Origin of the sequence: Chroococcidiopsis sp. CCALA 051, assembly GCF_003015105.1 — a bacterium.
In the GTDB taxonomy this organism is placed as follows: domain Bacteria; phylum Cyanobacteriota; class Cyanobacteriia; order Cyanobacteriales; family Chroococcidiopsidaceae; genus Chroococcidiopsis; species Chroococcidiopsis thermalis.
This window is the reverse complement of the sequence record NZ_PYCI01000173.1, coordinates 1-12,493: the sequence shown is the minus strand read 5'-3', so window position 1 is coordinate 12,493 and position 12,493 is coordinate 1. Positions and strand designations below refer to the sequence as shown.

Genomic DNA, 12,493 nt, shown 5'->3' with positions numbered 1-12,493 from the left:
CAGTAGAATCGTGCTACCCTTTCATTGACTAGCGACCAGCAACCAGTTAATTTTGACTTTTGACTTTTGACTTTTGACTTGTTTCCCTTGTTCCCTCGTCTCTTCCCTTAAGTATGAAAATTTTAGATTCCCAAGGGCGTTTATTTGGTAAAGTCAGTCTCCTCGACATCGGAGCAGCCTTAGTCATCTTCTTGGTAGTGGTGGGGATCTTTTTCTTCCCTGGCACTTCTGGAGCGCAAATTGGCGTGACTACCAAACCTGTAGAAATTGACGTGATCGTGCGGGGTTTGAGCGTGCGCGATCCGCAACAGCTATTTGAGCAGGGACTAAAGCCAGGTGGAAAAACCAACATCATTATCCGCAATCAGCCTTACGGTCAGGTAGGCGTGAAAGCTGTTAAACAACTACCGAGAACCACCCTCGTACCTCAACCTGATGGCTCCGTGAAAGTTTTGCCCGATCCACGCGAAAATCAATACATTATGGATATGGTCGTCACTTTAGAAGGCAACGCTCAATTAACCAAAAATGGTCCAGTTATTGGTAACAGCAAACTTAAAATTGGCATTCCTGCTCAGCTAGAAGGCTTTAACTATGATTTTACTGGTGGTGTCATCGCTCTAAGATTTCCAGAAAAAGGATGAATGAGAATTCGGAATACCCCTGCGGGGAAGCAAGCTACGGAATTCGGAATTCGGAATTGAGAGTGGAGACGCAAGAATTTGCCTCCGTAAAGAGTTTATACAACAGCAGCTACAGAGCTAGATAAGGAAGGTAAAAATTGCCGAATCAGTCCGATTGTCACGGCTGGAAGTTCTAGCTGGGGTGTCAAGCCGACTTCTGGTAATTTTTGAAAAATTTTAATTGCTTGAGGATTGATCTGGGCAAATCGCTGTCCGATTTCTGGGGAAGTGAATTCAGATTTTTGTCCCCAGATGATGGCTGTAGGAACAGTCAGTTGGGGAATATAGAGAGATAAGTCGAAGCACAAGTCGCCACGGACAAAAGATAAGGCAGCGTACTCAGCGTTTGGTTGAGTCGCAGATTCGAGGTAAGCAGCGACTATTTCTTCATAAATACGGTTGGGTTGGGCAAACTGGCGCTGTTCTAAGAAACTACGAATCCCATTACTCGTAGCAACCCCCGTGCTGTAGAGTAGGCGATCGAGAATGGGAACGCTGACGATTTGAGCAAAGAAACTACGGGAATAGTTTTCGCCAAAATCAGATAGTCCGGCAGGTGTGGTCAAAATTAACGACTGAAATAATTCTGGACGAGCGATCGCTACCCTAACAACCATCGCCGCTGTCAGGGAGGAAGCAATAACTGTTACCGCACCCTGACAAGTCTGTTCTAAAAATTCCGCGATCGTCGTGAGATAGTCTTCAACGCGATAACTCCGTGCTGGATGCTCAGAGCGCCCCCAGCCAATCAAATCGGGCGCTACAATGCGATACTCCGCAGCAAAAGCTGGATAAACCTTCGACCATTCGTAAGCTGAAGATCCGCCACCAAAACCATGTATGAAAACTAAAGTTGGTTTCTCAGCATTATCAGCTCTATCTTGCAGCCAAGGCTCTCCAGCATCGGTATAGTAAACCATTCTGCCTAGTGAGGTCATCACAGAGCGCTGTTCAAATCCAGGTGGTAAAAACATAATTTGTTATTGGTCATTGGTCATTGGTCATTTGCAAGTAGCTAGCCACCCGCCACTGATAACTGGTCACTGGTCACTGATTCACGGGTTCTGCTTTTTCTACTGATTTATCGGTGACTCCCAAAGTCAGTTTTAAGGGCGTGCGCGTAGGGTAAGCTTTGACCACTTGGCGATAGACCTGATAATTCGTCGGTAAAGTGACTTGGCGATCGCCTTGGGGATAACTAAACTGATACTCCACAGATTTGATTAACTCTGGAGTACTCGCCCGTTCGCCCGATTTCTTTCTTTGTTCTACCTCGTCTACTGTAGGGCGTGGTGGTAGAGCCGCCCACCACAATCCTCGATCGTCGGGACCAGTCACCGCACCCATTGGTTTAATTCCATTACGATTGATTAAGGACGTGGAAGCAAAAGTTTCAAATCGAGGTGATTTGTTATTAAGGTCGATGGCGTATTTGACTTGCCAAGTGTAAATTGTTTTTGCAGTAGCTTCGTATTGGTCAATTGTTAAATTAGAACAACCACTTAGGGCGATCGCGATCGCACCCCCCACTACCATCAGTCCATACCAAGAATTGCTCATCAGTTATCAGTTATCAGTTATCAGCGAGTCTGGAAATTTTAACTTTTAACTTTTGACTTTTAACTTTCCCTACTCCTTACTCCCCAGTTAATGCAGCTAGCTCCCTTCTTACCCCTAATGTATCGAATTCTCAAGCCGTCGTTTCCTAGTTGCTTGTGGTCTGGACACGATCGCGCCCGCTCGATTGCTTTGACTTTCGATGACGGTCCCCATCCTTCCCATACGCCTAAGTTACTAGAAGTTTTAGACCGCTATGCTATCCCTGCTAGTTTTTTTTGGCTGGGTGCTTGCGTTCGACGCTCTCCCGAGCTTGCCAAAGCAATTTACCAACGAGGACATTGGATCGGTAATCACGGCTACGACCATCGCTCTTTTCCCATGCTGACACCTACCGAATTGCAACACAGCCTGGTAGCTACCCAAGAGGCGATCGCGACTGCTTGTGACTTGCCTACTGCTCGCGTGCGTGATGTCCGTCCGCCAAATGGTTTATTTACACCTCAAACCTTAAATTTGTTACATCAATGGGACTACAGACCCGTAATGTGGAGTGTGGTTCCTGAAGATTGGGTTCGTCCTGGGGTGGCTGTTGTCGTCCAACGAGTCATGCAGCAAGTCCAAAACGGTTCGCTGATCGTACTGCATGATGGTGCTTGTGGTGGTGCAGATGTTGCCGATGTTGCTGCTCTCTTAATTCCTCAATTGTTAAGCTTGGGTTACGAATTTGTCACGATCGATACCTTGTGGCAACAATCTCTATCCCTTACGAATCAAGGTTTTTTGCCTTCTTTGACTAGTGGCGATCGCTTTTTTTGACACAAATTTAGTGAATTTCTCGTGAGGGGAGCTGTCATCTGCCTTCAGTATTAATTACAATGACAGAGAAAAGTTTATTAGTTTGTCAAGAACACGTAGGTTGAAATATCCGTACAACCTCGGTTAACTTGTGATTATGATTGACGATCGAATCAATCGCATCTCAATCGAGATTAGAACATTTGCACTAAGTTAGGAAGTTTGATGTTTTGAAAAATGCCAAAACCTATTTTCGCAGCAGTGCAGAGTTACTGGTACTACTATTTTCAATCCCGCTTAGAGGACACATGAACGACTAAACAAGGCTGAATAGGTGGTCTAGACTATTTTTCCTCGCAAAACACGCAATGGCAAAAAACGCTCTGCTCCTGTTGTCTTACACTACTAAGCATTACACTTCACCATCAATTTGCACTCTGCAACCTGGGTAGATCTACGCGATTTTTCTCCAGATTGCGGAAGACAAATTTAAGATGTAATTCGTAGGTGTAAATACAAATTGGGAAACAATTGAACTTGTCTTGACCTTCTGACTTCAAAATTAGAACACTAAATCTGCCCAAATTTTGTGAAACAGGCTACAATCGGAACGGTCTTCATTACCTAAGAGATAAATAGCTATTGGTGCATCTATCCAAGGCTATGTCTATTAAATTGAGCAGAGCTTATTTTAGACCAATCGGTTAATCTCAAAGTATGTTTTCAGGCAAGAATCCTACCACCATATCGTTCGGATCTGCCCATGAATCTTCCCGACAGAGAATCTCTTTGCAGCCAGTCGCTAGCTGATGCAATGAGAGCAATTTTTAAGTGACTAAATGTTTGTTGAATCAAGGAGCATGAGGAACGCGGCATGAACCAGGCTAACAACGTACTACTCGAAAATATTCAACAGTCTGAACCCCAAATGGCTCGCCAGTCTGATTTCGAGCGCGATTTTGACTTTTCATTAGAAGAAGCAGAAGAGTTACAAAGCTTAGAAGTAGATGATAGTGACGGATTTTTAGAAGTTCAGCCTGACGAGGATGACGCTAAGCCTGGGAAAGGTGGAAAAACCCGTCGGCGGGCGCAAACAAAGAAAAAACAATATACTGAAGACTCGATTCGCCTTTACTTACAAGAAATTGGTAGAATTCGCCTCCTACGGGCAGACGAAGAGATTGAATTAGCGCGAAAAATTGCTGATTTACTAGAGCTAGAGAGAATTCGAGAAAAGCTATCCGACCGATTAGATCGCGAACCGCAAGACAGTGAATGGGCGGAAGCAGTTAAGCAGAATTTACCTGCATTTCGCTATCGCTTGCATGTCGGACGACGGGCTAAGGACAAGATGGTGCAGTCAAACCTGCGTCTAGTGGTTTCGATCGCTAAAAAATATATGAATCGCGGGCTGTCGTTCCAAGACTTGATTCAGGAAGGTTCTTTAGGTTTGATTCGGGCAGCTGAGAAGTTCGACCACGAAAAAGGCTATAAGTTTTCTACCTACGCTACATGGTGGATTCGCCAAGCAATTACTCGCGCTATTGCCGATCAATCTCGTACTATTCGCCTACCAGTCCACCTCTACGAAACTATTTCTCGCATTAAGAAAACCACTAAATTGCTATCGCAAGAAATGGGTCGCAAGCCAACCGAAGAGGAAATTGCTACCCGCATGGAAATGACAATCGAAAAGCTGCGGTTTATTGCTAAATCAGCCCAGCTACCAATTTCATTAGAAACGCCCATCGGTAAGGAAGAAGATTCCCGACTGGGCGATTTTATTGAGTCGGATGGAGAAACGCCAGAAGATCAGGTTTCTAAGAATTTATTGCGCGAAGACTTAGAAAAAGTTTTGGATAGTCTCAGCCCACGGGAAAGAGACGTGTTGCGTTTGCGCTATGGCTTAGATGACGGTCGAATGAAAACGCTAGAAGAGATAGGTCAGATCTTTAACGTGACTCGCGAAAGAATCCGTCAAATCGAAGCAAAAGCTTTACGTAAACTTCGCCATCCCAACCGTAATAGCGTGCTGAAAGAATATATTAGATGAAGTCGGAAGTCAGAAGTCAGAAGTCGGAATTAAAGATTTTTAGATGTATCTAGACTAACTTCTGGTTTTGAAGAGAAAAATGCACGATCGGTGTGAAGATAGTTGTGGATTATCTTCACACAAAAAAAGACTTGGGAATGCCTGTTTCCAAGTCTTTTTGTTGCTCTAAAGTCGATATCACCGATTTACAGAATTCCCCAGAAGTGAAGGAAACCTTGACCTGAGAATAGTTCGATCGCAACAGCTGCTAGAAAACCGATCATTGCCAAACGACCGTTCCAAATTTCAGCTTGTGGTGTGAAGCCCCAACGCCATGCGTTGCGATCGTCAATGATTGGTGTCGTAACTTTAGTTGTGTCTTGCATGATTGATGCTCCTAAATTGGTACTTCAGTCAGAAAAATGTAACTCTTTACTTAGTTATGTAAACTAATATAACAATTAGTTGATGGAGATGCAACAGCTTAAATGAAAATTATTGGCAAAAAGTCGGACTGAAGCAAAGAAGATCGAACCAAAATCAAAAAAATCAGCTAGCGCGGGCAAGATGCCCACTCCACACAGGCAAGATGCCCACTCCACACAGGCAAGATGCCCACTCTACAACAGCTAGAACATTCGCTAACCAAAAAAGAGTGGTTGCCTAGCCTCACACTATCGGTAAAGAAATAAGGCGATGAAAAAGCCTACCATTGCCAAGCGACCATTCCAGAGTTCTGCTTGAGGGGTGAAACCCCAGCGCCACGCATTGCGATCTTCCATCACTGTAGTGGCAAGTTTTGTAGTATCTTGCATACTTCTATCTCCAGTTAGCCCTGACTCATTAAGAATTACAACAGAATATGTAAATTAATGTAAAAAATCAAGATTCTGCTGCGCTCTATCTTAAGGAGGAGATAGGTAGTTGTCAGTTATCAGTGATTAGTGGCTAGTGGCTAGTGACTAGCAAAAAGTCAAGCCACTGGTTCCACCAGCCACTAGCCACTCACTACTCCCAATTAACTGCCAAATTAGTTGCTGGATCGAAAAAGTGAATTTTTTCTGGGTGAAGCGATAGCCACAATTGTTCGCCGATGCTCACCGTCCGATCTGGTGGAATACGGACTTGTAAGGGAGTAGGAGTAGCATTAGCCGCAGCCGTAGTGGTGACAAAGAGGTAGGTTTCGTTACCCAAAGCTTCCACTAGCTCGACTTGTACCGGAAGATTATGAGGTGCGGCGCTACTCAAATTTAGGTGTTCTGGTCGAATGCCCAAAATTAAATCTCGTCCATCGTACTTCTGTAAAGCAGATGCCCAAACTTCAGGGAGATTGAGACGAAATAGGGGATGAACGATCGCCGAAGCTTGAAACTGAACTGAGAGAAAGTTCATGGGTGGCGAACCGATGAATTCAGCCACAAACTTAGTCGCGGGGTGATTGTAAAGCTCTAGCGGACGAGCGACTTGCTCGATTTGTCCTTGGTGCATCACAGCAATGCGATCGCCCATTGTCATTGCTTCTGTTTGATCGTGGGTGACGTAGATTGTTGTCGTTCCCAACTGGCGTTGCAGTTTGACAATTTGAGCGCGGGTTTCTGCTCGTAATTTTGCATCTAGATTGGACAGGGGTTCGTCCATCAAAAAGACTTGGGGGTTGCGGGCGATCGCTCTACCGAGAGCTACCCTTTGCTTTTGCCCCCCCGATAGCTGTTTTGGCAAGCGCTGCAAAAACGATTCGATTTGTAACAATGCCGCAACACTTCTAACTCGCTGGTCGATCGCCCGTTCTCTTGCAGTCATGTAACGCAGTCCTTTCGGCAATCGACTGGTCATCCCCACTAAGAAATTTTGGATCTGAAGCGGAACTCTTGTCTCCCCTGCTCCCTCGGCTCCCCCAGTTTTGGTACGCCGCAGTCCAAAAGCAATATTGTCATACACCGACATATGGGGATAGAGAGCGTAATTTTGAAACACCATCGCGATGTCTCGTGCTTTAGGCGGGAGTTGGTTGACCAAACGATCGCCAACCCAGATGTTGCCCGAACTTAATTCTTCTAACCCTGCGATCGAGCGCAACAGCGTACTTTTACCGCAGCCTGAAGGTCCAACCAGCACCATAAACTCGCCATCCTCAATGGTGAGGTTAATCGAGCGCAAGACATCGACATTTTCTGCTTGCTTTGGTACTTTCTCCACCTGCGACTTAGATGGAACTTCCATTGCAGGTGTAACCTCAACCGGAGCGAGTAGATCTGCTGTCATTGGGACTACAGCGCGATCGCCAGGACGAGCGGGAAAGCTTTTGTAAACGTTTTCTAGGGTGACTGCTGCCATTGGTGAGGGAGTCGGGAGAAGAGAGCTGAGGAAGCTGTAGGGCGAAGCCCTTCTCGAAGAATGGGAGCTGAGGGAGCTGAGGGAGAGAATACCACAAACTCCACACCCCACATCCCACACCCCACACCCTGTTCACTGATAACTGATAACTGATTAAGCATCGCCGAATACTGTAAAGTGCCAGGGTTTTTTGACTGCCCCGCTGAGGTCGAACATAACGTGTTTGGCAATTGTATATTCATCAAAAGCGTAACGGGAGAGATCTTTGCCGAAGCCGGACTCTTTAAAGCCACCGTGGGGCATTTCGGAAGCCAGGGGCAAATGGTCGTTAATCCATACCGTGCCAAATTGTAGCGCACTCGCAACGCGCCATGCTTTAGCAGCGTCTTTCGTCCACACAGAGGCAGCCAAACCGTATTTCACGTCATTAGCAACTGCGATCGCCTCTGCCTCAGAATCAAACGAGTTGACTACCAGGACGGGACCGAATACCTCTTCTTGCATAATTTCACTTTGAGTGGCAGCCTGACAAAATATTGTTGGTTGGTAGAAAAAACCCTTGCCTTCGGGTATTCCGCCTGGTAAGTGCGCGGTAATTCCATCTGCCTTGGCTCTTTCTACAAATCCATGCACCCGTTGGCGTTGGTCAGATGAGATTAATGGACCCATATCTGTTGTTTCTGCTTGTGGCGTTCCCAAGCGGATCTGTTGCGACAGTTCGGTAAAAGCCGATAAGAAATCATGATAGCGGGAGCGTTCCACTAAAATTCGCGTGGCTGCCGTACAATCTTGTCCTGTATTAATGTAAGCGCCAACGACTGCACCTCTAGCTGCTGCTTCGATATCTGCATCAGCAAACACGACAAAGGGAGCTTTTCCGCCTAATTCTAAATGCACTCGCGTCACTTTCTGGGCTGCTAGTTCCATAATCCGCTTACCCGTGCGGGTAGAACCAGTAAACGATACCATGCGCACGTCGGCATGATTGACCAGAGGTTCCCCTACCCCTGGACCTTTACCTGTCACGACATTAATAACGCCTGGTGGAAAGCCGACTTCTAAAGCTGTTTGAGCCAGCATTATAGTTGTTAGAGGAGTTTGGGGTGCGGGTTTAATCACAACGGTATTACCCGCTGCAACTGCTGGGGCAATTTTCCATGCTGCCATCATGATTGGATAATTCCAAGGGGCAATGGAGGCAACTACACCGATTGGTTCGCGACGGATAGCAGAAGTGTAGCCAGGAACAAACTCTCCAGATGCAATTCCCTCTACGACTCTGGCTTGTGCGGCAAAGTAGCGAATATTATCGATCGCAAAGGGAATATCGCCGTTGGCTGCTAGTTTTATTGGTTTACCGACATTGAGGCTTTCAGTTTGTGCTAGTGTTTCTGCTTTTGCTTCTAAAGCATTGGCAAGTTTATACAGCAATGCACTCCGTTCGCCTGGAGAGAGGCTAGACCATGAAGGAAAAGCTTGTTTTGCAGCCTCTACAGCTTTATTCACATCAGCATAATCTGCTTGTGGGACTTCCGCGATCGCTTCTTCCGTGGCAGGATCGATGACCGTTTCCCAGTTAGCACTCACCGCTGCTACCGTTTCCCCGCCGATAATCATCTTATGTTGTTCCATAATCCCCTCAGTTATTCAGTTATTGGTGACTAGTGACTAGTGGCTCGAATCTTTGTCTAGTCACTAGCCACCAGCTGCTAGCCACTTCTGACTCCTCACTCCTCACTCCTCACCCCTAACCACTGGCTCAACAGCACCAAACCGACTGAAAATAAAAGAATTAGTGTTACTGTAGCGTTAATTTCTGGGGTCATACCAAAACGCAGTCGCGCCCATATTTCCATTGGTAGTGTATTATCCTGCCCCGTGAGGAAGATTGTCACGACGATCTCATCAAAACTTAGGGTAAAGGCAAGTAAGGTAGCTGAAATCAGAGCCGAACGTAACCCAGGAAATACCACTTTCCAAAACGCTTCCCAAGGGGGGGAACCTAAATCGGCGGCGGCTTCTTCGAGACTGCGGGGTAGGCGAGCAATTCGGGCAGCGACAGTGTTAAATACGACTGGAAAGCCAAACGTGGCATGACCGATAATGACAGTCATTAATCCCAGAGGTAGGTCTATTGCTGAAAAGAAGCTGAGCATGGCTACCCCCGTGACAATTCCAGGCAAAACAATTGGTAAGATGACTGCGGCGCGGAAGAAGTTTTTGCCAAAGAATTGATATCGCTGGATGGCTAAAGCTGCCAAAGTTCCTAAAGTTGCAGCAATAGTACAAGATGCGATCGCTACTTTTAAACTATTAAATAATCCTATTTGCAGTTGTTCGTCCTGCAAAGCCTTGGCGTACCAATCCAGAGTCCACCCTTGAATTGGTAGAGATAGCACTCTCCCCTGACTGAAGCTAAAAATAGCGATCGTCAGGATGGGCAAATACATGAATAAATAAATTATTAGTGTAACTGTGCCAAAAATCAATTTAGGGAGTCGTAGGGGCAGGTTCACACAGAATCTCTATTTAGTACGAAGTTTTTTTGCGCCCGTACGGGAGTCGGGGAATTTTGACTTCGGGAGTCGGGGAATTTTGACTTTTGACTTTTGACTTTTGACTTTTGGCTTTACTTCTGTCTTCTACTGATGTCATAAGTTTTCTAAAGCACCTTGGCGGGAGACGATCGCTATCAGTCCAAATATTAGCAACAATACTACCATTGCTAAAGCAGAACCAAGGGGCCAATTGTCAGCAACACCAAATTGATTGGCAACAATATTTCCAATCATAATATCTCCTGCCCCACCCACTAAGGAAGGGGTAATATAATCTCCCATTGTCAAACTGAATACTGATAGCGAACCCGCCAAAAATCCTGGCAAAACTAGAGGAAAAGTGACTCTACGAAAAGTGTATAAAGGATGTCCTCCTAAATCTGCTGATGCTTCTAGTAAGTTGCTAGGCAATCTTTCAAAGGCGGTTACTAAAGGTAAAATTGTAAATGGTAGCCACACGTAGCAGAGAGTGACAACCATTGAGAATTGATTGTAGAGAAATAAAGAAGAAGGCTGGGACAGTATACCTAGAGATATTAGTAAGCTATTGAGTACGCCGTTGTAGCCTAAAATAATTCGCCACGCAAAGACGCGCACGAGGTAACTAGACCACAGCGGCAAGAGAATTAAGATTGTTAGTAATTGTTTATATTTTCCTGCATACTTTGTTAGAAAGTAGGCAACTGGAAAAGCTAATAAAGTATCAATTATAGTGACAGCGATCGCAATGTATAGAGTACGAATAACTGTATTGCGGTAGCCAGAATTAGTTACGATTTGGGCAAAATTTTCCCAGGTGAATCGAGGAATAACTTCCACATATTGGTGCTGCATGAAAGCATAACTGAGGAGTATGGCTAGGGGAATGAAATAAAACCCAAACATCCATAAGCAAGGAGGCAAAAAATTGACCCAAAAATTTGCTGGTTTAATAGCAGGTTTTGATTGGACTGTTATGGTTGCGTCCATTGAGAAAGTCAAAAGTTAAAACTTGAGAAAGTCAAAAGTTAAAAGTCAAAAGTCAAAACTGAGGAGTTAGAAAACAGAAGATAGGAGACAGAGGTTAACATTACCATCGATCGCTGGTCACTGGTCACTGGTCACTGGTCACTGTTGCTCCGCCACCAACAATTGTAACGACTTCTAGGCGATCGCCTGCTTGCAGTTGCGTATTCTCCCAAAATTGACGGTGCAAAATTTCGCCGTTGTATTCTACTGCGACCAAGCGCGGGTTAAAACCGAGTTGTTCTAGCGCCTCTGGAAGTCGAGCAGTATTAGCACAATTACGAGTTTCTCCATTCACTTGTAAGCTAATTTGTTCGGTCATAAATCTCGATTAACTCCTATTTATGGAGTCTTTATTTATGGAGTTGTACGTGGTTGTACGCGGGCGAGCTGTGCTAAAAAATACTGCGTTACTAAAGTGGGTTGCTCGGCTCGCACGATCGCTCTTACGACTGCAACTCTCTGCGCACCTGCGTTTAGCACTTCATTCACATTGTTAACGTCTATGCCACCGATCGCAAACCAGGGAATGGAAACATTTTTAGCCACATGGCGAATATATTCTAATCCTACTGGGGTTTTGCCTGCTTTTGTCGGCGTTTCGTAGACCGGACCTACACCAATATAATCGGCTCCTTCCTGAATTGCCCGTTGCATTTCTTCTGGATTTGTGGTAGAGCGTCCGATAATTTTCTGGGGTCCAAGGAGTTGACGGGCGATCGCGATGGGCATATCCTGTTGTCCTAGATGCACTCCATCGGCATCTACTGCCAAAGCAAGATCGATGCGATCGTTGACTAAAAAAATTGCCCCGTATTGGTGACAGAGTTGACGTAATTGTCGAGCAGTCTCCAGGCGATCGAGATCTGCGGTATCCTTATCGCGGTACTGTACGAGGCTCAGCCCTCCTTGCAGTGCTGCTTCTACTACATGAAACAGCCCCTCTGTCGGAGAAGTCACTAAATATAAGTACGATTGCGCTAGTCGTTGGTGTCGTTGATAACCTAGTAAGTGACTTTCTAGGATATAAACTCGATAACGCATCTGTTTAAAGGCAGCTCCCATTTTCGGATTGTAGAGCTTGCTATATTCTTCTACAACCCGCAAAGCTTCTTCTACTCGGCAGAAATTGGCTTGCAGCAAAGTTCCCAAGCCAGATCGTCGCTCCTCTTGGGGATGAGTCAGTTCTGTCCCAGGATCGCCAGGAGTATCTCGTGCCAAACGTAAATCTAGGGTATGCCAGCTGGCTAGCTCTTGGCGTAACTGCTTGCATTCATCGCTGAATTGGCTGCTATTCAATCCAAATCGACACCATTCTTCTACAATCCGCAAGCCTTCACGGGCGCGGTCTAAATTTGCATCCAAAATTCGGCAGACAGCTGGCTGCACTTGTCCTCTCCCGTTTCGTAGCTACTTGACTGAGAACAGACCATTTGATGTTCTAATCGTAACAGTCCCTGCTCAGTTTACGACAGTCGGGAGTCGGGAATTGGGAGTCGGGGGACAAGGGGGACAAGGGGGACCCC

Annotated in this window: 14 protein-coding genes; 3 read left to right on the top strand and 11 right to left on the bottom strand. The window is 45.7% G+C overall.

The annotated features are described in order from the left end of the window. Positions 1–113: 113 nt before the first annotated feature. Positions 114–644 carry a DUF4330 domain-containing protein gene (locus C7Y66_RS27505; RefSeq protein ID WP_015154017.1) on the top strand — a complete coding sequence of 177 codons (531 nt, stop codon included), beginning with the start codon at positions 114–116 and terminating at the stop codon, positions 642–644. Positions 645–739: 95 nt separating this feature from the next. Here the strand turns inward: C7Y66_RS27505 and C7Y66_RS27500 are convergent, their stop codons facing one another. Together C7Y66_RS27500 and C7Y66_RS27495 are read right to left on the bottom strand one after the other, a co-directional pair. Further along, entirely contained in the window at positions 740–1,657 is a 918-nt protein-coding gene (locus tag C7Y66_RS27500) for an alpha/beta fold hydrolase (protein ID WP_106548014.1), read from the bottom strand. Positions 1,658–1,730: 73 nt separating this feature from the next. Next, positions 1,731–2,243, bottom strand: a complete 513-nt coding sequence (locus C7Y66_RS27495; RefSeq protein ID WP_106168633.1) for a hypothetical protein — start codon at positions 2,241–2,243, stop codon at positions 1,731–1,733. Between the two features lie 90 nt (positions 2,244–2,333). On the opposite strand from C7Y66_RS27495, the gene C7Y66_RS27490 reads away from it, so the two are divergent. Then, on the top strand, positions 2,334–3,059 hold the full coding sequence (locus C7Y66_RS27490) for a polysaccharide deacetylase family protein (RefSeq protein ID WP_106548013.1): 726 nt from the start codon (positions 2,334–2,336) through the stop codon (positions 3,057–3,059). A 702-nt stretch (positions 3,060–3,761) separates the two neighbouring features. Here C7Y66_RS27490 and C7Y66_RS31435 read toward each other — a convergent pair. Then, a complete protein-coding gene (locus C7Y66_RS31435; protein ID WP_158266008.1) occupies positions 3,762–3,914 on the bottom strand; it encodes a hypothetical protein in 153 nt (50 codons plus the stop codon). Between C7Y66_RS31435 and rpoD the strand changes: the two genes are divergently transcribed. Further along, positions 3,913–5,091, top strand: coding sequence for an RNA polymerase sigma factor RpoD (gene rpoD / locus C7Y66_RS27485; RefSeq protein ID WP_015154021.1), 1,179 nt, complete (start codon positions 3,913–3,915; stop codon positions 5,089–5,091). The genes C7Y66_RS31435 and rpoD overlap by 2 nt on opposite strands. A 185-nt stretch (positions 5,092–5,276) precedes the next feature. Here the strand turns inward: rpoD and C7Y66_RS27480 are convergent, their stop codons facing one another. The 8 genes from C7Y66_RS27480 to C7Y66_RS27445 form a co-directional block, all read right to left on the bottom strand. Continuing rightward, positions 5,277–5,456: a chlorophyll a/b-binding protein gene (locus C7Y66_RS27480; RefSeq protein WP_015154022.1), complete on the bottom strand. Its 180-nt coding sequence runs from the start codon at positions 5,454–5,456 to the stop codon at positions 5,277–5,279. A 288-nt stretch (positions 5,457–5,744) separates the two neighbouring features. After that, positions 5,745–5,885, bottom strand: coding sequence for a chlorophyll a/b-binding protein (locus C7Y66_RS27475; protein ID WP_015154023.1), 141 nt, complete (start codon positions 5,883–5,885; stop codon positions 5,745–5,747). Positions 5,886–6,078: 193 nt separating this feature from the next. Further along, positions 6,079–7,404: an ABC transporter ATP-binding protein gene (locus C7Y66_RS33155; protein ID WP_106548012.1), complete on the bottom strand. Its 1,326-nt coding sequence runs from the start codon at positions 7,402–7,404 to the stop codon at positions 6,079–6,081. A gap of 153 nt (positions 7,405–7,557) precedes the next feature. Further along, positions 7,558–9,036 (bottom strand): gamma-aminobutyraldehyde dehydrogenase, encoded by a 1,479-nt coding sequence (locus C7Y66_RS27465; RefSeq protein WP_106548011.1) that lies wholly within the window; start codon positions 9,034–9,036, stop codon positions 7,558–7,560. A 95-nt stretch (positions 9,037–9,131) separates the two neighbouring features. Continuing rightward, on the bottom strand, positions 9,132–9,854 hold the full coding sequence (locus C7Y66_RS27460; protein ID WP_233222882.1) for an ABC transporter permease: 723 nt from the start codon (positions 9,852–9,854) through the stop codon (positions 9,132–9,134). A 201-nt stretch (positions 9,855–10,055) separates the two neighbouring features. Next, complete coding sequence (locus C7Y66_RS27455; protein ID WP_106548009.1) at positions 10,056–10,931, bottom strand: ABC transporter permease; 876 nt, start codon at positions 10,929–10,931, stop codon at positions 10,056–10,058. A 124-nt stretch (positions 10,932–11,055) separates the two neighbouring features. Beyond that, positions 11,056–11,289 carry a sulfur carrier protein ThiS gene (gene thiS, locus C7Y66_RS27450; protein WP_015154028.1) on the bottom strand — a complete coding sequence of 78 codons (234 nt, stop codon included), beginning with the start codon at positions 11,287–11,289 and terminating at the stop codon, positions 11,056–11,058. Positions 11,290–11,324: 35 nt separating this feature from the next. Beyond that, entirely contained in the window at positions 11,325–12,356 is a 1,032-nt protein-coding gene (locus C7Y66_RS27445) for a thiamine phosphate synthase (protein ID WP_106548008.1), read from the bottom strand. Between the last annotated feature and the right edge of the window lie 137 nt (positions 12,357–12,493).